Below are 24,030 nucleotides of genomic sequence, written 5' to 3'. Positions count from 1 at the left end.
CATCGCCGTGTGGCCTCAGCTTGTCGTCACTTCTTTTTGCTTTGTCGGCTCGTTTCCACCCCTGCCCCGGCGCCAGCCATGGAGCTTTTCCAGCAGCTTGAGGATGCCTTCGGGGGCATGAGCGCGCTTCCATTCGCCGGCGGCGTATTTGGCCGACTCGTTCCAGGTCGGGTACGGATGAATGGTGCCCAGAATCTTGTTGAGGCCCAGGCCGTGTTTCATCGCCAGGGTAAATTCGGCCAGGATTTCGCCTGCGTGTGTGCCTACCACCACAGCACCCAGGATCTTGTCCTTGCCCGGCGGGGTCAGAACCTTGATGAAGCCGTGGTCCTCACTCTCCGCAATGGCCCGATCCAGGTCGTCGATACCATAACGGGTCACTTCGTAGGCGACACCCTGCGCTTTTGCTTCGGCTTCGCTAAGTCCTACCCGCGCCACTTCCGGCGAAGTAAAAGTAACCCACGGCATCACCCGGTAGTCCACCTTGAAGCGTTTGAACTGTCCAAACAGCCCATTCACAGCTGCATACCAGGCCTGATGCGCCGCCGCATGTGTAAACTGGTAGGGTCCCGCCACGTCGCCGCAGGCGAATACGTTCGGGTAACGCAGGCTCATGTCCTCCTCCACCGGCACGGTGCCGTTCGGCAGGGTATCCACCCCAATCCGCTCCAGATTCAGGCCGGCGGTGTTGGCCGCACGGCCAACAGCAACCAGCACCTGGTCGAAAGGAATGCGCACCCTCTCGCCTTCGTGCTCGCAGTAGGCAACCTTCTCTCCTTCCTCTATACGGAACTCGGCGGCGGAATGTTTCAGCCGGACATCCACGCCGTCCGCCTGGAACTGCTTCAGAACCAGTTCGGAGACATCCTCATCTTCCCTGGCCAGAATGCGCTCGCCCATTTCCACCTGGATCACTTGGCTGCCCAAGCGGGCAAACGCATGGGCGAGTTCGGAGCCAATCGGGCCACCGCCCAGCACCAACAAACGCTCGGGCTGCTCTTCCAGCTCCCACAGGTTATCCGAGGTTAGCGGTTCCATGTCTTTCAGGCCGGGGATCGGGGGCACCGCCGGCTTGCCGCCGGTGGCAACCACGATGCTGCGAGCGGTAAGGCGCTCCGTGCGGCCATCGTTGTGCCGAACCTCCAGCTCCCAGGGCGAGACGAAGCTGGCTTCGCCGGCAATGCAGTCCACGCCCAGATTGCGGTAACGCTCCGGGGAATCGTGGGGCTCCACTTTGGCGATAACATCCTTGACCCGGTTCATGATGTTCTTGAACGAGCCTTTAACCGGTACCGACTCCAGCCCGTACCGGTTGGCGTGGCGCAGGGTATCGGCGGCTTTGGCGCTGCGGATCAGGGCCTTGGAGGGCACGCAGCCGGTATTCAGGCAATCGCCACCCATCTTGTGTTTCTCAATCAGCGCCACCTTGGCTTTCACTGCAGCTGCAATGTACGCGGAAACCAGACCGGCGGAGCCACCGCCTATGACCAGCAGGTTGTAATCGAAATGATCTGGCTTCTGCCAGCCGGCATACACCTTGCGCCGACGAATAAAGCCCACCACAAACTTGGCAATCAGCGGGAACAGACCCAGCAAAGCAAAGGACAGCAGCAGATCGGCCGAGACAATATCCCCGGTGGACTGGATCTGGCCCAGCTGGGTACCGGCGTTCACATACACGAAGGTGCCTGGCAGCATGGCAATCCAGCTTACCAGTGCGTAGGTGCGAAGCTTCATGGCCGTCAGGCCCATGGCCAGGTTGATCAGGAAGAAGGGGAAAACCGGCACCAGGCGCAGGGTTGCCAGGTAGAAAGCACCATCTTTTTCAATGCCCCGGTCCATCTTGGCCACCGTCTCGCCGTAGCGCTTGCGCAGGGTATCCCGCATCAGGAACCTGGCCACAAGAAATGCGAGTGAGGCGCCGATGGTTGACGCAACTGAAACGGCAGCCAGACCGTAGAGATTGCCAAAAAAGGCACCACCGGCCAGGGTCATGATGGTAGCACCGGGGAGCGAAAGCGCCGTTACCACGATATAAACAGCGACAAAGCCCAGCACCGCAACCAACAGATTCTGATCAATCCAGTTACCGAGAGACTGCTGGTTTTCTTTCAGATTTTCGAGAGTCAGGAGCTCACTCCCGCCACTGGCGATAAACCCGGTGACCACAGCCGCGATCAGCGCGACCAGAATCCATTTCTTGAGTGTCATGAAAAAATCCTTTCTACCTTGAACGTGATAACGAAGAGACACCCGGGCCGGGAAGGTGTTACACCAGGCGCTGGCTCGAAGTTCGTTATCGGCTTACCGTTGTTGTACGTGGATCAGGAGCGCATTGTGTCAACGAATGCTCATGAATATCTAACAATTTGATCACGTACACACTTTGGAATTAGCGGGAAATTTATTGACCGATTCCCTAACTTACTACCATTCTTGAACAATTGCTCATAAAAGAAAACAGTCCAGAGCCGCGAAGCTATCGAATAATCCTCCGGGGCGGACTCACAAACCGAACATCAAGGACTCCCAATGGTCAGCAAGCTTCCGAACGAGAGAAAAGCCGCTATCACAGCAGCCCTGGCCGGAGGCTGGGTCGCCGACGCCGCAAGCCTGGGCCTGCACTGGCTCTACAACCCTGAGCGTATCGCTGAGGTTGGCGGCGAAGCACCGGAATTCCTGCCACCAAAGGCAGACTATTACACCAAGGGCTTCGGTTACTTTGCCCATGAGGGCAAGGACATTGGAGATGTCAGCCACTATGGCGCTGCCACTGGCGTGCTGACCGACAGCCTCCTGGCCAATAACGGCAACCTGGACATCCGGGACTACCAACGCCGGTTTCGTTCTTTCTTCGGCCCCGGGGGCCAGTGGCGGGGATTCATCGATAACCCCACGCGAATCACGCTGGAGAATTTCAACGCCATCGAGCGCAGGGCCGTTGAGCAGGCGCAAGCCACCATGCCCGCTGGGCTGACTGAAAAGCAGAAACGGATATTGGTTCAGAAAGTCATGCCCTACACCCGCCGCCTGACCGGTGACCAACTGGCCCAGCCAGTTCGCGAGGCCATCAGTCTGACTTACGAGGCTTCGGAAGTGCAGGAAGCCGGCGTGCACCTGGCAGAAACCATCGACCGACATATGGTGCGGGAAAGTGGCGCTGACGATATGCAGCTGCCGGCGGTGTCGAAACTGCCACCACTGGTGGCTGCCTACTGCGGTAAAAGCGAACTTCTGGATGTGACTGAAGCCGCTGTCCGGGTCACCAACAACAACGACGTTGCCGTCGCCTGGGCGAAATGCGCAGCGGTGCTTCTCGATCGGCTCTTTCGCGGAGAAGGGCTTTCAGCAGCCATGAACGCTGCCTCTGCCGAAGCACCGGAGCAGGAATCCCTGGAGCAAGCACGAGCGTCCGCGCAACTGGACGGTGTGGCTGCTGGAGGAACCTTTGGTCGAACCTGTTATCTGCAGGAGGCGATGCCCGTGATTTTTCACATCCTTACCCATGCAGGGAGCTATGTAGAGGCCATTCGCGCCAACATTCATTGTGGCGGTGACTCCTGCGGACGGGCGTGGCTCATTGGCCCTGCCATGGCGGCCATTCACGGTGTTGGCAGTGAGAACGGCGTCCCTTTGAGCTGGCTGGCCAGGGTAACGGACGCTGCAGCCGTCTATGGGGATATCGAATCTCTTTTGGGGAATTGAGAATCCTGAGCAGGAATCAGACCCGTCCATCCAGCTGCAGCCAGCGGGACAGCCGGGAGTACGGGCGTCGGCGAAGATACAGGGGCAATGTGCTCATCACCAACAGTACCGTGGCGGCAGCCACGACGGTCAAGGTGGGATTCAGTTCGAAGGTATGGCCGAGGCCGGCGAAGACAAACGTCATCGGCAGCATGCCAAGCAAGGTGGCCAACGCGTAACGCCAGACATGTATGGCCGTCACGCCGGCCGCATAACTGATCAGTGCAAAAGAGAACAGCGGAATAAGCCGGGTCAGGAAAACGGCGATGAACAGGAACCGCTGCGAACCGCGAGCCGAGAATACCGGATTGTTTTCAAGCTTCTGCTGAACAGCATCACGCCCGAGCACCCGGGCCAGATAAAACGCGACAAGCGAACCCGCCAGGGCGCCAACCACTGCAATCACTGTCCCATGGAACATACCGTAAACCAGGCCAGAGGCTGCACTGATCGGCAAGGTGGGGATCGGGCCGACCACCACCGCGAGAATCATCAGTAGCATCAGTAATACCGGCCCAAGAGCGCCCTGGCTGGAAAACCAGTCGGACAGCACCGACGGCGTAAAACTGGCGGGCATGCCGAGGTTCCGCAGCAAAAACCAGATCGCCGCCATCAGCAGCGCGACAATTGCCAGAAGGGAGAAACGGAAAACCAACTGCGAACGGGTCATGTGGCTATTCTACGCGCTATACCCAAAACAGTAAGCAATACCATTGCCCTCCAGAACGCAAAAGGCCGGATGCCATACCGACACCCGGCCCTTCAGGACGCAGCCGTTCGAAACTGTTATCGAATCAGCGCTGCGGAATTACAATTAACGCCAGCCTACACGGTCGAAGATTTTCACCGCTTCCGGGTTGTTGGTACCCAGAACGCTGACATTGATGTCATCAATGTTCAGGTTACCCCAGGAGTCCAGTACCGGGTTCTTCAGTACGCCTTCTACCGCAGGGAACTCGTGGTTGCTTTCAGCAAAGATCTGCTGGGCGGTATCGGAGGACAGGAACTCCAGGAAACGAACCGCGTTGTCCTTGTTCGGTGCTGTGGCTACCACACCGGCACCACCGATGTTGGCGTGTACGCCACGGCCGTCCTGGTTCGGGAAGATAATGCCAACCTCACGGGCCACTTCACGATCGGCAACATCGTCGGAGTTCAGCAGGCGCGCATAGTAGTAGTGGTTGCCCACGGCCAGGTTACATTCACCGGCAGCGACGGCACGAATCTGGTCAGTGTCACCGCCCTGGGGATCACGGGCCATGTTGTCGACAACACCCTGGGCCCATTCCTGTGCGCCTTCAGTGCCGTGGTACTCGACCAGGCTGGCCAGCAGGGACTGGTTATAAATGTTGCTGGAAGAGCGGATGCAGATCTCGCCCTTGAACTCGGGCTTTGCCAGGTCTTCGTATTGGCTGATCTGGGACGGATCGAAATCAGAGCGGTCGTAGTAGATCACGCGCAGGCGCTGGCTGAAACCGAACCAGTGACCTTCGGGATGACGCAGGGAGTCCGGAAGACGGCTGTTCAGGGTTTCAGAATCAACCGGCTGAAAAATGCCCTCCTGGTCCGCACGCCAGAGATTGCCCGCATCAACCGTGATCAGGATATCAGCGGGGCTGGCGACGCCCTCGCGCTTGATCCGCTGGATGAGAGCGTCGGACTTGCCTTCGATCAGGTTAACCTTGATGCCGGTTTCCTCAGTGAAGGCATTGTAAATGGCCTGGTCGGAATCGTAATGCCGTGCCGAGTACAGGTTCACTTCACTCGCAGATACACTGGTTGCCGCCAGGGTTGTCGCCAGTGCAGAGGCCGCCAGCTTCGCTTTATGAGATACCACGGGATCAATCTCCTTGGTTGTTGAGCGTTATTAATGGTGATAACGATTTGTATTTACGGCGATTAGACCCAACTTTCCTGTAGAAGTCAATAAATAGGAATCAGTCGCTTTTACGTATTCAATACACAATCAGACGCAACAAGATTACAATGTGGTCGTCACCAAAGTTTGTACCGGAAGGCTGGATCGGCACATGAGCATTTATCAGCAAAGCCCCACCTACAATGACCAACTCGAAAACGGTCTGTCGGGCCCTTCACTCATGCTTGACCGTGTTCATTGCCAGTTCCATGGCGATACCGTTGTCAGGGACATCAATCTGCACCTGGAAGCGGGTGAGGTGGTTTGCCTGCTTGGGCCATCAGGCTGCGGCAAAACCACGCTGCTGCGCATTGCAGCAGGGCTTCAGATGCCCTCCAGTGGCAAGGTGTTTCTGGGCCGGTCGCTGGTCTCGGCACCCGGGGGCGTCCAGGTGCCGCCCGAAAAACGAAATGTCGGCCTTGCCTTCCAGGAGTCTGCGCTCTTTCCTCACCTGACTGTTCTGGAAAACGTCTGCTTTGGCATCAGCAGCCTGCCCAAGAAGCAGAAACAGGCCCGCGCACTGGATCTGCTGGAGCGTCTGGGCATGGCAGGATCCGCCAACGTTTACCCGCACACGCTGTCCGGCGGCCAGCAGCAGAGGGTTGCCCTGGCCAGGGCCCTTGCCCCATCGCCCAGGGTCATGCTGCTGGATGAGCCCTTTTCCAGCCTGGACGCCCGCCTGCGCGACCAGATCCGCGACGACACGCTTCATGTGCTCAAAGAGCTCAACACGGCAACCCTCCTGGTTACCCATGACCCCGAGGAAGCCATGTTCATGGCCGATCGGATCGCCCTGATGCGCAACGGCGAAATTGTGCAGACCGGCTCGCCCACGGAACTCTACTGCAACCCCGTGGAGCCCTTCGTGGTCAATTTCTTCGGTCAGGTGAATGAACACGTCGGGATTGTGCATGACGGCCAGGTAGCGACGCCACTGGGCCGACTGGACGCGTCACGATTCGACGAAGGCGCGAATGTCAGGATTCTGATTCGACCAGAGGCCGTCAAAGTGACGCCACTGGAGGGGAAGGTCGCTGATGATCGCACCAGCCATGTCATTATGTCCCGCCTACTGGGGCCCACCAGCCTGTTGCATATTTGCGCCCATGGACCAGACGGTCAGGAGATGCATTTGCACGCCAAGGTGCCGGGGGTGTTTCTGCCAGAGGAAGGCCAGGCCGTCTCCCTGGAGCTGGATATGTCCCAGGTGTTCCTGTTTGAGGCAGAAACCTGGCGTTAACCCCGGTCACTGCCCGGACGGGATCGGCGCATCGCCAGGCTGAGAATCACCACGGGGATGATGCCCACGGCAACAATGGCCAGGGAGGACATGGCGGATTCCGCCAGTCGTTCGTCAGAGGCCAGGCTGTACGCACGAACCGCCAGCGTATCAAAGTTGAACGGCCTGAGAATGATCGTGGCGGGCAGTTCCTTCATGACATCCACGAACACCAGTATGCCGGCCGCCAGCAGGCTGCTGCGCATGATGGGCGTGTGCACCTTGCGCAGGGTGCCACCCGCCGTTTGCCCCAGGGTTCGGGCCGCTGCGTCCATGGACGGCGTCACTTTCCCGAGACTGGCCTCGACGGTGTTGAACGACACCGCCAGGAAGCGCACGGTATAGGCGTAAATCAGGACAAATGCGCTGCCACTGAGTACCAGCCCCACCATAAAACCGAAGCTGTCCCGGAGAAAAAGATTCAACTGCTGGTCTGCCCAGGCCAGGGGGATCATGATGCCAACCGCAACAACCGAGCCCGGGATGGCGTAGCCCATGGCCGCAACCCGGTTGGCGCCACGGACCCAGGCACTGGGATTCAGGCGTGCCCCATAGCTCAGCATAACCGCAAGACCAACGGCCACCAGCGCTGCGCTCGATGCCAGGATAAAGCTGTTGAACGCAAACTCCAGGAAACGGGTACCGAAGAGTGCATCGCCAGTGGTAATGGCCATCTCCAGCAGGATGAGTGCAGGCACAATGAACCCGATCAGAATGGGCAGGAAACAGACCAAAAAGGCCAGCGCGGCCTGTCCGGATGTTAGCGAATACTCCGGCAAGACCTGATAGCGCGCCGAGGTATGGTATTGCCTGCCACCGCGTGACACTCGCTCCAGAACCACCACCAGCACCACGAATACCAGCAGACAGGCGGCCAGCTGGGCAGCCGCAACCGGCTCTCCCAGACCAAACCAGGTCCGGTAAATACCGGTGGTGAAGGTATCGACACCAAAGAACTGGACCGCCCCGAACTCGTTCAGTGTTTCCATGAGTACCAGCGAAACCCCACCGATAATGGCGGGACGCGACAGTGGCAGGGCAATGCGCTTGAACATGCGCCACGGGCCGAGGCCCAGAGTGCGACCGACATCGAGTGCGCTTACCGACTGCTCCATGAAGGAGGCACGGGCGAGCAGGTAAACGTAGGGATAAAGCACCATGGTTATCAGCAGTGACGCGCCACCCAGTGACCGGATATCCGGGAAATAGTAGTCACCATACTGCCAGCCAAACCAGTCACGCAAAGTACTCTGCAATGGCCCTGCAAACTGCAGGAAATCGGTGTAGGCATAGGCAATCACATAGGTAGGTACGGCAAGCGGCAACAAGAGCGCCCACTCGAACAGGCGCCTGCCGGGAAACCGGCACATGACCACCAGCCAGGCACAGGCAGTGCCGATCAGGGTGGTACCAATAGCCACCGAGAGACTCAGAACCACCGTGTTGCTCAGATATCTGCCGAGGACAGTACTGACCAGATGGTCCCAGACCTCACCGGAAGGGAAAAACACGTGGGCCAGTATAACCAGCACTGGCAGGGCCACCAGCAACGCAATCAGGAAGGTGCTGACTGTCCAGGCGCTGAAACGGTGGGCGCGACGACCGGCGCCATCGGTTGCAAGACCGGAGCCTGTCAGATCGCTTGTTTGTGATGTCGTATGTTCAGCCATAGAGCCTATGAAGGGCGGGTCGGGAACGGGAGTATAAGGGATACGGCGGCGTTATGAAAAATGGCCACCTGGAAGGAGTTCACAGTCGCCCCGAAGATAGGAATACATAGAGGCAGGCGAGATCCCGGCTTGTCTTTTTAGCTGGCCAGGCGGTTCACCTGTTCAACAAACGCGGTTGGCAGGGTGTCGATGACCGGCCGGGCATCGCCGCACACATCCGGGTTCGGAGCGTCCGGCTCTTTTGCAAGCACCACCGGCGACTCCGACCAGTGCAGCAATTCGAGTTTGCCGTTCTCCTGCTCGACCAGAGCCGTGCAGTGCTCCACCCAGTCCCCGTCGTTGCAATAAAGCCCTTCTTCGCTGCGCAGGAACCCGGCAGAGTGGATGTGGCCGCAGATGAAGCCGTCGTAGTTACCTTTCTCGGCCACCGTAAGTGCTGCCAGTTCGAACCGGCGGATAAAGGTACGGGCCTTGCCGATTCGGCTCTTCACCCAGGCCGCCAACGACCAGTAGGGCTTGCCCTTCAGTCGGCGCCAGGCGTTGAACCAGCGGTTCAAACGCAGCAGGAGACCGTGGGCACGGTCACCCACCAGCAGCATCAACGGGCTGCAGCGCACCACCTGATCAAACTGGTCGCCGTGGCAGACCATGAACCGACGACCATCGGCGGTGGTATGCACCGCCTTGTATCGAAGCTCTATGCCAGCGATGGTCTGGCCGCAGAACCGGCGCAGAAAATCGTCATGATTGCCGGGCACGTAAACCACTCGGGTTCCACTGGCCGCCAGTTCGATGAGTTTGTGGATAACGGCCTGGTGGGCATCGGGGAAATGCACCCGTCGCTGCATTGCGATCAGGTCGATGATGTCGCCCACCAGGTAGAGCGTTTCACAGCGTACGTGACTCAGGAAATCCAGCAGGTATTCCGCCTGGCAGTCCGCCGTGCCCAGGTGTACGTCGGAAATGAAAACGCTCCGATAGCTCCGCATGGTGTCTCCCGTCTTTCAACCAGTCCGGATGCTGACACCTTGGCAAGATCCGGTGACGGGGAAATGACAACGAAGAGACAGTTCTGTGACGTTTAGAGAGGAAGCATTGGCAGGAAGTGGGACATCCGGTAACCCGCAGGTTACCGGACCATCGAGGGGCAGCCGTTAGCGCAGGTCCGGATTCAGGGTGTAAGTACCTGTTACACGGGCACTGGCCAGCACATGGCCTGCCATGGCCTCACGCACGTCGTTGCCATCGAACTCACCATCCAGGGCAAGCGTATCCACATCCAGTGCGTGCACCTCGAAGTGATAATGATGAATGATCTCATCGTTCCAGGGCGGGCAGGGACCATCATATCCCGCGTAAGTGCCATTCATGTCGGGGTTGCCCGCCAGAAACTGGGTGTAGTTGTTCACGCCACGGATGCCGATGGGGCCGGGACCCGGCGCCTTGCCCTTGGGGATGACGCCATCACTGTCCTCGCCTTCCGGGATACGACTGGTGCCGGCAGGTATGTCCACCAGCAGCCAGTGGAAAAAGTCGACTCGCGGAATGTCCTTTGAAACCGTCTTGCCCTCCTGGTTCACGTCGTCTGCGACGCTGGGCACGTCCGGATCGAACATCATCACCACGAAGCTCTTGGTGCCCTCCGGCGCATCGTCCCAGACGATCTCGGGGTTCCGATTGGGACCAAAACTCATATGGTCTTCTTCACTGTAGACCCCGAATGCGAATTTCTCGGGAATCGGCTGGCCTTCATCTATGCCTTGAACCTGAAGTTTCACGGCGTTGCCTCCTGTCGTTTGGGCCGTTGGCTCACTGACTGTGTCTGGGACAGTCTCATTCTGTGATAATACGGTTTTAACACAAAATCGATTCAACTGACCACGGAGCCCCGATGAGCCAACAGAAACCCGGAAAGCCGCAAAAGCCCGCAAACCAGAAAGACGAGGACGCGGTTGCCTTTGCCCAGGGTATTTTCGAGCTTGCCCGCAACGGCGGAGCCGGGCCACTCAGCGTGATGCTTGATGCCGGAGTCCCGGTCAACATGCGCACCAGCGAGGGCGAGACCCTGCTGATCCTGGCCAGCAAACACGGCCATCCGGAAACCGTGCGCCTGCTGCTCGAAAAAGGTGCTGATCGCGACGCCGAGGACAGCAACGGTAATACTGCATGGTCGCTGGCAAAAAACGACAGCGTGCGACGTCTGTTCGAAGAACACAGCCAGTAAGCCGGCATGTTCAACAAAGGCGAGATTGTCCACCACACCCGGGATGCCCTGGGCAGCATCCTGGTGGTCGATTACCGTAAGCATCGGGTACTCACCTTCAACTCGGTATTCGAGCAGAGCAAGATCGACCGTCGTTATCCCTACCTGCCGGTACACGAGTACAACCGGGCCATGATGCTGCCGGCGGTGTTTGCCAACCCCGGCCACGTGACCATTCTGGGCCTGGGCGGCGGCGTCATGGCCGGTGCATTTCACCATCTCTATCCCGAATGCCGAATACACGCTGTGGAACTTCGCCAGGCGGTACTAGACACGGCCAGAGAGTTTTTCGACTTGCCAGACAGCGAGCGCCTGGAGGTCACCATTGCCGATGCCCGGGATGCCCTGGAAAAGCTACCGGACGCAAGCACCGATATGGTTCTCGCTGACCTGTATAACGCAGACCGGATGAGCCCGGCGCAGGCCCAGAAGCAGTTCGTGGACGAATGTGCCCGTGTTTTAACCGATGACGGCTGGCTGGTGCTGAACTACCACAGAACACCGGATGTCGAAGGCGCCTACTTCCGAAGGCTGAGGAGGCATTTTGCGGTGCTTCTGGGCTTTCGAAGCAAAAGCAACAACACCGTGGTTTATGCCAGCAAACAGCACTTTCAGTCCGTACACCCGAAAGACCCTGTACTGGCAGATCTGGAGAACCGGCTGCCCATAGACTGGCGTCGCTTGATGGCCAAAGTCAGCCGGATGGAGTAAGGCGGAAAACAGCCCTGGAGTTGATCCAGGTCCTTGATGATTGCCGGTGATGATCCATAGTTAGTGTTATGGAGTCCATTGTTTTCATCAGGAGTGCTGACCATGAGTGAGGAAGACTACAAAAAGCTTCATCCGGTACTGAGCGAGGTCACCAAGACCTACGTCGACCTCTACACCAACCGGCCCAATGAGAAAAACCGGGAAAAGCTGATCAAACTGGAAGCCCTGCTGCACGAGAAGCTGGAAGCTATTCGCAAAGCCAAGGAAAACGAGGAGTAGGGCCCGACTGCGCCGGGCCCTGGAGCGATCACGACCATTTTTCTCCCGGGCTCTGATAGTCCAGGAAAGCCCGGTGCAGAGCCTCAGGTTGGTCCGTCTGGATCAGCATGTCGATGTACTGCTGCTTGAGAAACCCGGCCTGCTCCATGGTTTGCGCCATCGCCAACAGTGAATCGAAAAACCCGTTGACGTTGTAGATGGCACAGGGCTTGTGATGCAGGCCCAGCTGGCCCCAGGTCCAGGCCTCGAACAGCTCTTCCAGCGTGCCAATGCCGCCCGGCAGCGCCACGAAACCATCGGCCAGATCGGCCATCAGGGCCTTGCGCTCGTGCATGTTCTTGACCACATGCAATTCGGTCAGGCCGGAATGGGCCAGTTCCCGGTCCCGCAGGTGCTCCGGGATCACCCCGTGAACCCGGCCACCGGCCGCCAGTACTGCATCGGCCACCACACCCATCAGGCCGACGTGACCACCGCCGAACACCAGCTCGATACCGTTACGGCCGAGATAATCACCCAGCTCCCGGGCCTTGTCCGCGTAGAGCGGATCGTTGCCGGACCGGGAGCCACAATAGACCGCGACCTTCATTCACCGTCCCCGATTTTGTCCTGGGTCCGGGTCTCGAAATCGCTGGCATCGTGGCGTTCGTGCAGCTGGCTGCTCGGCTCACCCCAGGCCCGGTTAACCATCCGGCCACGCCGGACCGCCGGGCGCTGAGCGATTTCATCGGCCCAGCGAATCACGTTGGTGTAAGTGTGGGCTTCCAGGAACTCGGCCGCGTCGTACACCTTGTTTTTAACCAGGGCGCCATACCAGGGCCAGATGGCCATATCGGCAATGGTGTATTCGTCGCCCGCGATATATCGGTTGTTTGCCAACTGACGGTCCAGTACATCGAGCTGACGCTTCACTTCCATGGTGTATCGGTTGATCGGGTACTCGTAGTACTCCGGCGCATAGGCGTAGAAATGACCGAAGCCGCCACCAAGCATGGGTGCGCTGCCCATCTGCCAGAACAGCCAGTTCATGGTTTCGGCACGCCCGGCAACGTCCTTGGGCAGGAAGGCCCCGAATTTCTCCGCCAGGTAGAGCAGAATCGACCCGGATTCGAACAGACGGATGGACGGGGAGACACTGTGGTCCACCATGGCGGGAATCTTGGAGTTGGGGTTCACCTCCACAAAGCCGCTGCCGAACTGATCGCCCTCGGTAATCTTGATCAGCCAGGCGTCGTACTCGGCGTCTTTGATACCCAGTTCCAGCAGTTCCTCGAGCATCACCGTCACTTTCACGCCGTTGGGGGTGGCCAGCGAGTACAACTGCAGTGGGTGCTTGCCAACCGGCAGCTCCTTGTCGTGGGTCGGGCCGGCGATCGGGCGGTTGATGCTGGCAAACCGCCCCCCGCTCTCGGAGTCCCATTTCCAGACTTTGGGCGGCGTGTAGGTAGCGTCGGTCATGGCATTTCTCCTCACAAAGTAGCAGTCAGCTGGCTCCGAGGTCGCATTGAGCCCGGGGCCGAAAACTCTAGCATGGAAGATCAAACAAAAAGAACCACAGGAGTACCCCATGGCAGGGCGTATCGTGCTCCTTCTTGCCTGTCTGTTTGTTATGCCCCTGGTCCAGGCCGAGCTGTCAGACAGCAAGCGGGGGCTGATCCAGGAGCTGTTTCCCTCGGCAACCATCATTGAAGACAAGCTGCCGGATTTCCCGGTGTATCCGGTGTATCAACTCCAGGAACTGCTCGGCTATGCCTACGAAACCGCAGACCACAGCCGCCTTCAGGGCTTTGCCGGCAAACCGATCAGTATGCTGATTGGCCTGGACACCAAAGGGCGTTTCACCGGTATCAAAGTGCTGAATCACCACGAGCCGGTCTTTCTTCATGGTCTGGGTGAAGCCCCCCTGTTCGAGTTTGTAGACCAATACGAAGGGCATTCGTTACAAGAGCAAATCATTGTCAGCACCTCCAATTCCAGCCGTTCCGGACGAACCAGCGACGGCAACGTGGTGCACTTTGACGGAGTCAGCAAGGCCACGGTTTCGGTCCTGATCATTAACGACACCGTGCTCTCTTCCGCCCTCAAAGTGGCCCGCAAGAAACTCGAGGGCTTTGCCCAGAGCGCGCCCACCAGGGCAAAACCGGATTACTACCAGCCATTGTCGTGGCAGCAGCTCCTGGACCGTGGTTACATCGGACACTGGCAGATTACCGCCGAGTCCATCGAGGCCGAGCTCGGGCGGCCTCTTTCCGACTACCCCATGGACATTCAGCCCGCAGACGGCGAACCTTTTGCCGAGCTTTTCTTCGCCTACATCAATTCGCCCATGGTGGGACGGAACCTGCTCGGCGACGATGGTTACCAGCGCCTCATGCAACGGGTAGATGATGGCGCACAGGTTCTGGCCGTCATGTCCCGGGGCGCCTTTCCCCATGTCTCCCGGGAGTTCGTCCCCGGCAGCTCTCCGGACCGTGTTGGTCTGACCCAGAACAACCTGGCCGTGGAAATGCGCGACCTGAACCTGCTGGATCAGAATCTCGATTTCCGGGCCGCCGGCATTCCGTCATTCGATGCCGGCAACCTGTTCCGCGTGGGCGGCAACGCCGGCTTCAACCCCGGGGCGGAAGCCAACCTGAAGCTCAACGTCGAACTGGCCCGCAATCACCTGATGGTGGACCGCACATCCCTGAATATCCCGGTCCGGTTCAACGAAGAACTGTTTGAGGCCGTCGAGATTGCTCCCAACCCGGAGGACACCCGTCAACCAATCTGGATCGGCCTTTGGAAGGAACGCTGGTGGCAGATTTCACTGCTGGTTCTCGGCCTCACCGTTCTGACCGTGTCCTTCGCCCGCCAGAAAACTCTGAGCCGCAACCCGAAGCTGGTACACCGGTTCCGCTGGGGATTCCTGTTCTTCACCCTGTTCTTTATCGGTTTCTACGCCCAGGGTCAGCTTTCAGTGGTTAACATCTACACCCTGTTCCTGGCAGTCTGGGACGGTTTCTCCCTCAACGTCTTCCTGCTGGATCCGATCATTTTCATTCTCTGGGTCTATACATTCATCACCCTGTTCATCTGGGGCCGCGGCCTTTTCTGTGGCTGGCTCTGCCCCTTTGGCGCCCTGCAGGAAATGGCCGCCTGGCTTGGCGAAAAACTGAAGTTCCGCCAGATCAAGGTGCCCGAGCAATGGCACCGGCGCCTGATCCTGCTCAAATATCCGATCCTGCTCGCTCTGGTGGGCACCGCTTTCTATTCCCTGACCATCGCCGAAAAACTGGCAGAAGTGGAGCCATTCAAGACCAGTATTACCCTGTTTTTTGTGCGCTCCTGGCCTTTCGTGCTCTATGCCGTTGGCCTGCTGGTAATCGGCATGTTCATCCACAAGTTCTATTGCCGTTACCTGTGCCCGCTGGGTGCCGGCCTTGCGGTGCTTGGCCGGTTCCGGCTGTTCAGCTGGCTGGACCGGGTTGAGCTCTGCGGAAACCCTTGTCAGCACTGTAAAAACGAATGCGGCATAAATGCCATTCGCAAGGATGGCCGGATCGATTACGACGAGTGCATTCAATGCCTGGAATGCGTCGTTATTCTCGAAGACGACACCCGGTGCGTCGATAAACGCCTCGAGAGTAAAAAACGGTCAAAACAGGCGAACATTCTGGCAACGGACGCAGGCTGACCCGCTCCGTTGCCGCAAAGCCCGGATTACTTCTTCTGCCATTCAAACTTCTTGAACGGCTCATCCACCGGCGTCTCCGCGATGTGGTTGACGTAGTTACTCATCACCTTCTGGGACAACACCAGAATCACTTCCAGTACCTGGCGATGCCGGTAACCTGCGTCATAGAAGGCATCCAGGTCCTCCTTGCTGACATTGCCATGTTTGCGCATGACCGCGAGGGTGAAGGTTCTGAGCGCTTCCAGCTTGTCACTGGGCAGCGGCGTTTCGTCCCGCAGCGCATTGGTAATGTCATCAGACACTTTCATGGACTTGGCAATCCCCGTGTGCGCGGGAACGCAATAGTGGCAGGCGTTTTCCACGTTGATCGTCTGCCAGACCACGGTCTTCTCGTCGTTGTCGAAGCTGCTGTCGAGCACCAGTTCGTGCAGTTTCTGGTACCCCTCAAGAATGCCGGGTGCTTCCGCCATTACAGCATGCAGGCCCGGAATCATGCCGAATGCCCTGAGCGAGTTATCCAGCAGGGGTTTGGATTGTTCCGGTGCCGTGTCTTTGTCGTGAAGGGTAAAGTCTGTCATTGCCAACTCCATTATTGAATGATTGCTCAATTTCGACTTCAGGCTAACTGTTATTGAGTGATCATTCAAGATATAATTGAGCGGTCATTCAAATCACGACAATGGTGAAGTGTTGTTATGGCCAGACACGCGCGCTATGACCGAAAGACCGCCCTGGAAAAGGCCGTTGGCCTGTTTTGGGAGAAGGGCTATCACGGCAGCTCCATGAAACAGATCGAGCAGGCCCTCGATATGCGCCCGGGCAGCATTTACGCCACCTTCGGAAGCAAGGATGGCCTGTTTTCGGAAGCACTGGCTGCCTACGCAGAGCAGGGCGGCCGCGAAATGGCGAGCCATCTCAAGGGTTATGATTCGATTGTTGACGGTCTGCAGGACTATCTGCGCGGCATCGCCTGCCGTTGCGGCGACGAAAACGCAGCGCCCTCCAGGGCCTGTATGATCGTGAAAACTCTGCTGGAATCCAGCAATACCAATTCGGCCCTGGCTGATCAGGCCAACAGCATCCTGGCTGCGATTGAAGAATCCATTGCTGGCCTGATTGAGCAGGCAAAGGTGAAAGGCGAGCTGGTTCAGTCCGTGGACAGCCGGCGACTTGCCCGGCTCCTTCAGGCGCAGATCATGGGCCTGAGATCCATGGGTGAGCGCCACCTGGATTCGCAAGCCATGCAGGACCTGGGTGACGATATGGCCGCCATCCTGGACGGATACCGCACGCAGCACTGATTCTCCCCTTCCAGCGCCCCGGTGAGAGAGCACACACCGGGGCTGAAAGTATGAGCACTTCCGTAGAATTGTGCCCACAGCCCGGGCCGCGTTAACATTAGCGCCCGGCTCAGATCCTGCCTTGTTTTCTTGCCAAACCCGGCTGCAAGTCTGGTTCCCAGTGAGGACAGCCAAGCATTCTTGCCTGAAGAGTGCTTGGCTCTCTTCACTTACAGGTCTGATTGTTATGGATAACCTTCATCACATTGTTGTGGTCGGCGGTGGCGCCGGCGGTCTCGAACTGGTTACCAGCCTTGGTAACAAACTCGGTAAAAAGCGCAAGGCTCGGATCACGCTGGTGGATGCCGGCCTGACCCACGTCTGGAAACCGCTGTTGCACGAAGTAGCCTCTGGCTCCCTGGATGCCAGTGCAAACGAGATCAACTACCGCGCCCATGCCCGCAAGCACCACTACGAATTCCAGCTGGGTCGCATGAGCGGTCTGGACCGCCAGAACAAACACGTGGTTATAGCCCCGTTTCACGATGTCGACGGCACAGAAGTGGTTCCCGAGCGACACATCCCCTATGACACACTGGTCATCGCGGTCGGCAGCACCGCCAACGATTTCGGCACCCCCGGCGCCCAGGACAACTGCCTGTTCCTGGACAGCCTGGATCAGGCCCGGCGCTTTCACAACCTGATGCTGAACGCCTTTTTGCGCAAGAATCACGAGGCATTCCAGGGGGCCGAACACACCCTGAACATCAGTATCATCGGGGCTGGCGCCACCGGCGTGGAGCTCGCCGCAGAGCTGCGACTGGCGTCCCGCGAGCTTCCAGTCTACGGTATGAACCATCTCCAGCCCTCGGACGTTTCCATTACCGTGATCGAGGCCGCCGACCGCATTCTCCCGGCTCTGCCCGGTCGGCTTTCTGCGGCGGCGACCAAGGAACTGGAACACCAGCGAGTGAAGGTACTCACCGGCCAGCCGGTGAGCGAGGTGCGACCGAATACGGTCGTGATGAAAGACGGGACAGAACTACCCTCGGAAATGACCATCTGGGCGGCGGGCATCAAGGCCCCGGCGTTCCTGGCGGAGCTTGAAGGCCTGGAGGTGAACCGGGGCAACCAGCTGGTGGTGGAGCAGACCCTGCAAACTACCCAGGATGCGGACATCTTTGCCTTTGGCGACTGCGCGGCCTGCCCGCAACCGGATTCCGACAGGCCGGTTCCGCCCCGGGCCCAGGCTGCGCACCAGCAGGCCGACACCCTGTTCAAGACCCTGTGCAATCGCCTGGACAATGGCGAGGCCGTGCCCTTCGTCTACAACGACCATGGTTCGCTGATCAATTTCAGCCGCTACACCACCGTCGGCAACCTGATGGGCAATCTCTCCGGTCGCAGTATGTATATCGAGGGCAAGGTAGCCCGCATGTTCTATCTGTCCCTCTACCGGATGCACCAGGTGGCCCTGCACGGCATGTTCCGCACCGGCATCATCTGGCTGATGGACCGAATTAGCCGCGCTATGCACCCGAGACTGAAGCTGCATTGACGCTCAGGTCCTGCACCCAGTCGATCATCGGGGCGGGGTAGATGCCGAATACCAGAATGACAATCGCCAGGGTGACCAGGGTGATGCCGCCAAGGCGGCTGCCCCAGTCATTGGTGACATCCCGGCGACGCATCCCCGGTTCCGGCAGGTACAGGGTCACCATCACCCGCAGATAGTAATACAGCCCTATGGCACTGCCGGCGACAACACCGCCCACCAGCCACCAGCGGCTGTCGGCGACACCGAGGGCAATAACATAGAACTTGCCGATGAATCCGGCGGTCAGGGGAATCCCCGCCAACGAGAGGAAGCTGACCGTCATTACCGCCGCCAGATAGGGGCGCCGCCAGAACAGGCCGCGGTAGAGCGGCAGCCCATCGGCGTCTTCGCCTCCGAACGGGCTGGACACCAGGGTCACCACACCAAACGCCGCCAGCGTCGTCACCAGATAGGTCACCAGATAGACGCCGGTGGTTTCGACCGCCAGTGCATTGCCGACGGCAATGGCCACCAGCAGGTAGCCGAAGTGGGCAATGGACGAGTAGCCGAGCAGCCGCTTGAGGTTTGACTGGAACAGCGCCAGCAGATTCCCGCCCAGCATGGTCAACAACGCCAGCACCGTGATCACCGCCTGCAACCAGTCACTCTCGTAGATCGGCGCTGACAGCACCAGGCGCAACAACACCACGAAAACAGCCAGCTTGCTGACCGTGGCCAGGAAAATCGTGGCCGGCGCCGGGCCGCCCTGGTAGACATCCGGCGTCCACAGGTGAAACGGCACCACCGAAAGCTTGAAACCCAGCCCCACCAGTATCAGTGCGCCGCCAGCCAGCATCCAGACATCCGGTCCATGCGCAATGGCGCCGGCAATCCAAGTCAGATCCAGGTAGCCAGTGCGGGCATAGATCAGAGCCATACCAAACAGCAGGAAGGCCGTGGCGGCGGCCGACAGCAGCAGGTACTTGATCCCCGCTTCCAGGGAACGCTCTGCCCTGAAGCTGTAGGCAAGCATGCCGTACAGCGGCATCGACAGCAGTTCCAGGCTGATGAACAGCATGGCCAGATGATCGCTTGCCACCAGGCCCAGGGCACCGGCTGTGGCGCAAAGTACCAACAGGTAGAACTCTTCCTGCGGGCCGATATAGCCGGTCAGGTAGTGATGACTCAGGATCACGGTAACCAGCGCGGACAGCAGGATCAGTGTCGACGCCATTTGCGCCAGCCCATCCACCTGCATCAGCGGCGGAGATCCGGTGGAAGCCACAGGCAGCAACAGAAGCGCCAATACGAGGCCGATACCGGATATCAGGGCCGTACCGGCATGGTGGCGTTGCCAGGCGATCGCCAGCATGGCAACTACAGCGGTGGTGCCCACCAGGATCAATGGCAGCAAAGTAACGAGATCCGCCGCTGTCAGCATCAGCGCACCTCCCCGGCAGTTTCCGCGAGACTCTGGGCAGCGCCGGCAAACAGCTCTACCACTCTGCCGGACATGCCGGCGGTGGTATCCAGCAGCGGTTGCGGATAGAGCCCGATGAGCAGAACCAGGGCCAGCAGGGCCAGCATCATGCCGTACTCCCGCCAGTCCGGGCCGGCGAGCGCACCTTCACGATAGGCCGGGCCGAAATGGACCCGCTGCATCAGGATCAGCGAATAGATGGCGGCCATGACCAGGCCCGTACTGGCAATGAGCACCACCACCGGCGCCGTCGGGAAGGTGCCGAACAGGATCATGAACTCGCCAACAAAATTGGCCGTAGCCGGCATCCCCAGGGACGCTGCCACAAAACACAGCGTGAACCCCGGCAATGTCGGTATCCGGCCCCAGAGCCCGCCCATGATGCGCATATCCCGGGTGTGGATACGCTCGTAAAGCTGGCCGCTGAGGATAAACAGGCCAGCGGAGGAAAAGGCGTGGGCCACCATCAGAACCACGGCGCCCTGGATGGCCAGTTCCGAGCCGGAATAGATGGCAATCAACACGAAACCCATGTGGGAGATACTGGTGTAGGCAATCAGCCGCTTGATGTCCTGTTGGCCACAGGCCAGCACGGCGCCATACACGATGCCCACCAGCCCGAGCACCATGGCCACCGGAGCGAAGGCGGCGGACTCTTCCGGGAACAATGGCAGCGCGAAGCGCAGCATCCCGTAGGCGGCCGTTTTCAGCAGGATACCCGCCAGATCCACACTGCCCGCCGTCGGCGCCTGGGCATGGGCATCTGGCAACCAGCCGTGGAAAGGCACTACCGGCAGTTTCACCGCAAAGGCCACGAAGAAGCCAAGCATCAGCCAGGGCGCGATGGCCTCGGGCACCTCGGTATTCAGGAGAACCTCGTAGCTGAACGAGAATTCCCCCGTGTTGCCGAAATGGATAAATACCAGCGCCAGGATGGCCACCAGCATCAACAGGCCACTGGCCTGGGTGTAGATGAAGAACCGGGTGGCGGCCCGAATGCGGGTCTGGCCGGCCGAGCCGCTATGCCCCCAGAGCGCGATCAGAAAGTACATGGGCACCAGCATCATTTCCCAGAACAGGAAGAACAGGAGCAGATCCAGCGCCAGGAACACACCGACCACACCGCCCAGGATCCACAGCAGGTTGAGGTGGAAAAAGCCGATACGGTGGCCGATTTCATGCCAGGAGCAGAGTACTGCCAAGGCGCCCAGAAAGCCTGTGAGCGCCACCAGAATGAGCGAGAGCCCGTCCATGGCCAGGTGGATTTCAATCCCGAACCGGGGAATCCAGTCGGCCCGCCATTCCAGCAGCCAGGGCGTATCCGCTCCAGAGGGCAAGGCAAAATCGCCGGTGACCCAGAGCCAGAGGCTGATCACCAGGACAAACAGCATGGTCCCCAGGGCAATCCAGCGCGGTGCCTGCTCACCCCAGCGATCCGCCTGCCAGCACAGCAGACCACCCAGGAACGGAATCACGATCAACCACACCAGGATCACGCGACACCTCCCGGGCCGATGGCCAGAGCCAGCAGAATCAGGGTTGCGCCCAAAATCATGGCCGTGGCATAGCTGCGAATCCGGCCATTCTGGGCCCGTACCAGAGCGCTGTTGACCAAACGGGCGAGCACCGCCAACAGGTTGATGGTGAGATTGATCAGGTCATGACGAAGCATGCGCACCAGCAGCTGCCAGGGACGGACCAGTAGCCGGTCGTAAAGCGCATCGAACCCCCAGGCCCGGTGCCAGAGATTCCAGAGGAAGGCGCCCAGGCCACCGCTAACCTGCTCGCGTAGCCAGTCGCGCCGCTTCACGAACAGCCAGCCCGCCATTGCCAGACCGGCAATCACGGTGCCACTGGCCAGCAGCTGTAACAGGGTATGGCCGGCGTCGGTGCGTTCGCCGGGTGCCACCGGAAACAGGCTGCCAAGGTGGGGATAGAGCATGGCTCCAACAAAAGTGGACAGTACCGCCAGCACGGCCAAGGGCAAATGGTGGGTCAGCAACAGGGTCCCCGGTTCCGCGTTCCGGGCCTTGTCGCTGCCGCAGTCTCCATGGAAAGTGCCAAGAATCAGCCGAACCGTATACAGGCATGTCAGGAACGCGCCCAGAAGACCGGCCAGGAGAAGCCCCTGCTGGTCGGCGGCCATAGCCTGCCAGAGTATTTCATCCTTGCTGTAGAAACCTGCTGTGACCAAAGGCAAGGCCACCAGTGCGGACCCGCCCACCAGGAAACCGGCATAGGCCACGGGCAGGCGCTTTCTCAGCCCTCCCAGATTCGCCATGTCCTGTTCGTGATGGCAACTGGTAATCACTGCACCGGCCGACAGGAACAGCAGCGCTTTGAAGAACGCGTGGGTGACCAGGTGAAAAATGGCGGCATCAAAGGCGCCCACACCGAGGGCCAGGAACATGTAGCCAATCTGGCTCATGGTGGAGTAGGCGAGCACCCGCTTGATATCGGTCTGGGCCAGGGCCGCGAAGGCCGCCAGCAGCAGTGAGAGGGCACCAATCACCCCGACCAGCCACAGGACGTCCGGTGCCAGCAGGAACACGCCATCAAGCCGGGCAATCAGGTAAACGCCGGCAGTCACCATGGTGGCGGCATGGATCAGCGCCGACACCGGGGTCGGCCCCGCCATGGCGTCCGGCAGCCAGGTGTGCAGCGGCACCTGCGCCGATTTGCCCAGGGCGCCGCCAAGCACCAGCAGGGCAACGAGGGTCGCCGTAGGGTCGCCCACGGACCAGACCTCGGCAGCCCGCACCATCACCTGCTGGATATCCAGGGTTCCCAGATCCCGGAAGATCAGGAATAGGCCCAGGGCCAGGAACACGTCACCTATGCGCGTGACCACAAACGCCTTGAACGCCGCTCGGCCGTTGGCGCTGTCCTGGTAGTAGTAGCCGATCAGCAGGTAGCTGCACAGGCCAACCCCTTCCCAGCCAAGGAACAACAGCAGCAGGTTGTCGCCAAGCACCAGCATCAGCATGCTGAATACGAACAGATTCATCCAGGCGAAGAAGCGGGGTACCCCGGCCTCGCCGCCCATATACCAGACCGCAAACAGATGGATGAAGAAACCGACGCCGGTGATCACGGCCATCATCACCAGGGCCAGGGCATCCACCGCTAGACCGATCGTTGGCTGGAAGGCCCCCACCTGGATCCAGGTCCAGAGCGTGAAACGAACCGCGCCATCGCCGCCCGCATAGAGCGCGATGGCCCAGGCCGTCGCCAGGGCAGCGATGCCGACACTGCCGACACCGATGGCAGCACCGGCCCGCGGCCCCAGGCGCCCGCCTGAGAGGGCAAGCACCAGGGTGCCGACCAGGGGCATGACAAGCGACAGGGTGACCGCCAGTTCCATCATCCGCGCATCCTGCTGATCAGATCGAGATTAAGGGACCTGACCCGCTGGAACAGCTGGATCATCAGCGCCAGCCCCACGGCCGCTTCGGCGGCCGCCAGGGTAATCACCAACAGAAACATCGCCTGGCCGTCGGGCTGATTCCATGCCGTGGCGCCTACCACAAACGCCAGCGCCGCGGCGTTCAGCATCACCTCCAGGCTCATCAGAACGAACAGCATGTTCCGGCGCAGCATCAGGCCCGCCAGGCCCAGCACAAACAGAATGGCTGCCAGGATCAGACCGTGCTCCATGGGGATACCTGCCATCAGGGCCTCCTCCTCTGTCGCAACGGATTCGACCGCCGTCCCACATGGGAGGCAGCGACCAGCGCCCCCAGCAACAGCAGCCCCGCCAGTTCCACCACCATCAGCCAGGGTCCGAACAGGGTCAGGCCCACCGCCCGCGCAGTCAGCAATTCGCCCTCGATGACCCTGGTCATGTCACCTCCAGCAATGAGGTGGAAGAGCACGCCCAGCAGCACCAGGGCCAACCCACAGGGGCCCAGCCAGTGCCGGGGATGGCGCCAGTCAGCCTCCTCGGCATCCTCTTCCGGGCCGAGATTGAGCATCATCACCACGAACACAAACAGGACCATGATGGCGCCGGCGTAGACGATGATTTCCAGTGCCCCGGCAAAGGGCGCCCCGAGGGCAAAGAACACCAGGGCAACGGCAATCAGCGAGACAATCAGATACACCACGGCGTGCACCGGGTTGCTGCCGGTAATCACGCCCAGCGTCGCCAGTATCGCCACCAGGCCACTCAGATAAAACGCCAGTTCCATGGG

General features: G+C 59.6%; 22 protein-coding genes. 8 read left to right on the top strand and 14 right to left on the bottom strand.

The window, feature by feature from the left end; translation table 11 throughout:
• Nucleotides 1–15: 15 nt before the first annotated feature.
• The gene (locus NUW46_RS00785; protein WP_418141128.1) at nt 16–2,211 is read right to left on the bottom strand and encodes an FAD-dependent oxidoreductase; all 2,196 of its coding nucleotides are present in this window, start codon (nt 2,209–2,211) and stop codon (nt 16–18) included.
• Nucleotides 2,212–2,532: 321 nt separating this feature from the next.
• Here NUW46_RS00785 and NUW46_RS00780 point away from each other — a divergent pair, with 321 nt between their 5' ends.
• A complete protein-coding gene (locus NUW46_RS00780; protein ID WP_418141127.1) occupies nt 2,533–3,705 on the top strand; it encodes an ADP-ribosylglycohydrolase family protein in 1,173 nt (390 codons plus the stop codon).
• A gap of 16 nt (nt 3,706–3,721) precedes the next feature.
• On the opposite strand, the gene NUW46_RS00775 is transcribed toward NUW46_RS00780, so the two are convergent.
• The gene (locus tag NUW46_RS00775; protein ID WP_136630438.1) at nt 3,722–4,414 is read right to left on the bottom strand and encodes a TVP38/TMEM64 family protein; all 693 of its coding nucleotides are present in this window, start codon (nt 4,412–4,414) and stop codon (nt 3,722–3,724) included.
• A 144-nt stretch (nt 4,415–4,558) separates the two neighbouring features.
• Nucleotides 4,559–5,581 (bottom strand): Fe(3+) ABC transporter substrate-binding protein, encoded by a 1,023-nt coding sequence (locus NUW46_RS00770; protein ID WP_136630440.1) that lies wholly within the window; start codon nt 5,579–5,581, stop codon nt 4,559–4,561.
• Nucleotides 5,582–5,774: 193 nt separating this feature from the next.
• Here NUW46_RS00770 and NUW46_RS00765 point away from each other — a divergent pair, with 193 nt between their 5' ends.
• Complete coding sequence (locus NUW46_RS00765) at nt 5,775–6,902, top strand: ABC transporter ATP-binding protein (protein ID WP_136631451.1); 1,128 nt, start codon at nt 5,775–5,777, stop codon at nt 6,900–6,902.
• Here NUW46_RS00765 and NUW46_RS00760 read toward each other — a convergent pair.
• The 3 genes from NUW46_RS00760 to NUW46_RS00750 form a co-directional block, all read right to left on the bottom strand.
• Nucleotides 6,899–8,611 carry an ABC transporter permease gene (locus NUW46_RS00760; protein WP_136631452.1) on the bottom strand — a complete coding sequence of 571 codons (1,713 nt, stop codon included), beginning with the start codon at nt 8,609–8,611 and terminating at the stop codon, nt 6,899–6,901. The two genes, NUW46_RS00765 and NUW46_RS00760, sit on opposite strands and share 4 nt — an antisense overlap.
• Nucleotides 8,612–8,748: 137 nt before the next feature.
• Nucleotides 8,749–9,600 (bottom strand): UDP-2,3-diacylglucosamine diphosphatase, encoded by an 852-nt coding sequence (locus NUW46_RS00755; RefSeq protein ID WP_069182523.1) that lies wholly within the window; start codon nt 9,598–9,600, stop codon nt 8,749–8,751.
• A gap of 165 nt (nt 9,601–9,765) precedes the next feature.
• On the bottom strand, nt 9,766–10,389 hold the full coding sequence (locus tag NUW46_RS00750; RefSeq protein ID WP_418141126.1) for a YbhB/YbcL family Raf kinase inhibitor-like protein: 624 nt from the start codon (nt 10,387–10,389) through the stop codon (nt 9,766–9,768).
• A gap of 113 nt (nt 10,390–10,502) precedes the next feature.
• Between NUW46_RS00750 and NUW46_RS00745 the strand changes: the two genes are divergently transcribed.
• From NUW46_RS00745 to NUW46_RS00735, 3 genes are all read left to right on the top strand, one after another.
• Entirely contained in the window at nt 10,503–10,835 is a 333-nt protein-coding gene (locus NUW46_RS00745) for an ankyrin repeat domain-containing protein (protein WP_209399322.1), read from the top strand.
• Between the two features lie 6 nt (nt 10,836–10,841).
• On the top strand, nt 10,842–11,585 hold the full coding sequence (locus NUW46_RS00740; protein WP_209399323.1) for a spermidine synthase: 744 nt from the start codon (nt 10,842–10,844) through the stop codon (nt 11,583–11,585).
• A 102-nt stretch (nt 11,586–11,687) separates the two neighbouring features.
• Nucleotides 11,688–11,864: a hypothetical protein gene (locus NUW46_RS00735; RefSeq protein WP_228290042.1), complete on the top strand. Its 177-nt coding sequence runs from the start codon at nt 11,688–11,690 to the stop codon at nt 11,862–11,864.
• A gap of 28 nt (nt 11,865–11,892) precedes the next feature.
• On the opposite strand, the gene NUW46_RS00730 is transcribed toward NUW46_RS00735, so the two are convergent.
• Both NUW46_RS00730 and yghU read right to left on the bottom strand, forming a co-directional pair.
• Nucleotides 11,893–12,453: a TIGR00730 family Rossman fold protein gene (locus tag NUW46_RS00730; protein ID WP_418141125.1), complete on the bottom strand. Its 561-nt coding sequence runs from the start codon at nt 12,451–12,453 to the stop codon at nt 11,893–11,895.
• Nucleotides 12,450–13,322, bottom strand: coding sequence for a glutathione-dependent disulfide-bond oxidoreductase (yghU, locus tag NUW46_RS00725; protein ID WP_412536853.1), 873 nt, complete (start codon nt 13,320–13,322; stop codon nt 12,450–12,452). Before yghU ends, NUW46_RS00730 begins: the two co-directional genes overlap by 4 nt.
• 109 nt (nt 13,323–13,431) lie before the next feature.
• Between yghU and NUW46_RS00720 the strand changes: the two genes are divergently transcribed.
• Entirely contained in the window at nt 13,432–15,540 is a 2,109-nt protein-coding gene (locus NUW46_RS00720; RefSeq protein ID WP_418141124.1) for a 4Fe-4S binding protein, read from the top strand.
• 26 nt (nt 15,541–15,566) lie between these two features.
• On the opposite strand, the gene NUW46_RS00715 is transcribed toward NUW46_RS00720, so the two are convergent.
• Nucleotides 15,567–16,118, bottom strand: a complete 552-nt coding sequence (locus NUW46_RS00715) for a carboxymuconolactone decarboxylase family protein (protein WP_418141123.1) — start codon at nt 16,116–16,118, stop codon at nt 15,567–15,569.
• A 117-nt stretch (nt 16,119–16,235) separates the two neighbouring features.
• Here NUW46_RS00715 and NUW46_RS00710 point away from each other — a divergent pair, with 117 nt between their 5' ends.
• The gene (locus tag NUW46_RS00710) at nt 16,236–16,841 is read left to right on the top strand and encodes a TetR/AcrR family transcriptional regulator (RefSeq protein ID WP_418141122.1); all 606 of its coding nucleotides are present in this window, start codon (nt 16,236–16,238) and stop codon (nt 16,839–16,841) included.
• Nucleotides 16,842–17,067: 226 nt separating this feature from the next.
• Entirely contained in the window at nt 17,068–18,378 is a 1,311-nt protein-coding gene (locus tag NUW46_RS00705) for an NAD(P)/FAD-dependent oxidoreductase (protein WP_418141121.1), read from the top strand.
• Here NUW46_RS00705 and nuoN read toward each other — a convergent pair.
• Genes nuoN through nuoJ form a run of 5 tightly spaced genes read right to left on the bottom strand, consistent with a single transcriptional unit; the run spans nt 18,350 to nt 24,027 of the window.
• Entirely contained in the window at nt 18,350–19,801 is a 1,452-nt protein-coding gene (gene nuoN, locus NUW46_RS00700) for an NADH-quinone oxidoreductase subunit NuoN (RefSeq protein ID WP_418142069.1), read from the bottom strand. The genes NUW46_RS00705 and nuoN overlap by 29 nt on opposite strands.
• The gene (nuoM, locus tag NUW46_RS00695; RefSeq protein ID WP_418141120.1) at nt 19,798–21,333 is read right to left on the bottom strand and encodes an NADH-quinone oxidoreductase subunit M; all 1,536 of its coding nucleotides are present in this window, start codon (nt 21,331–21,333) and stop codon (nt 19,798–19,800) included. The genes nuoN and nuoM overlap by 4 nt, the downstream gene beginning before the upstream one ends.
• Nucleotides 21,330–23,204, bottom strand: coding sequence for an NADH-quinone oxidoreductase subunit L (gene nuoL, locus NUW46_RS00690; RefSeq protein WP_418141119.1), 1,875 nt, complete (start codon nt 23,202–23,204; stop codon nt 21,330–21,332). Before nuoL ends, nuoM begins: the two co-directional genes overlap by 4 nt.
• Nucleotides 23,201–23,509 (bottom strand): NADH-quinone oxidoreductase subunit NuoK, encoded by a 309-nt coding sequence (gene nuoK, locus NUW46_RS00685; RefSeq protein WP_418141118.1) that lies wholly within the window; start codon nt 23,507–23,509, stop codon nt 23,201–23,203. Before nuoK ends, nuoL begins: the two co-directional genes overlap by 4 nt.
• Nucleotides 23,509–24,027 carry an NADH-quinone oxidoreductase subunit J gene (nuoJ, locus tag NUW46_RS00680; protein WP_418141117.1) on the bottom strand — a complete coding sequence of 173 codons (519 nt, stop codon included), beginning with the start codon at nt 24,025–24,027 and terminating at the stop codon, nt 23,509–23,511. Before nuoJ ends, nuoK begins: the two co-directional genes overlap by 1 nt.
• Nucleotides 24,028–24,030: the final 3 nt, after the last annotated feature.

Origin of the sequence: Marinobacter sp. MA, from assembly GCF_048298425.1 — a bacterium.
In the GTDB taxonomy this organism is placed as follows: domain Bacteria; phylum Pseudomonadota; class Gammaproteobacteria; order Pseudomonadales; family Oleiphilaceae; genus Marinobacter; species Marinobacter salsuginis.
The sequence above is the reverse complement of the archived record's forward strand: the minus strand, read 5'-3'. Positions and strand labels throughout refer to the sequence as shown.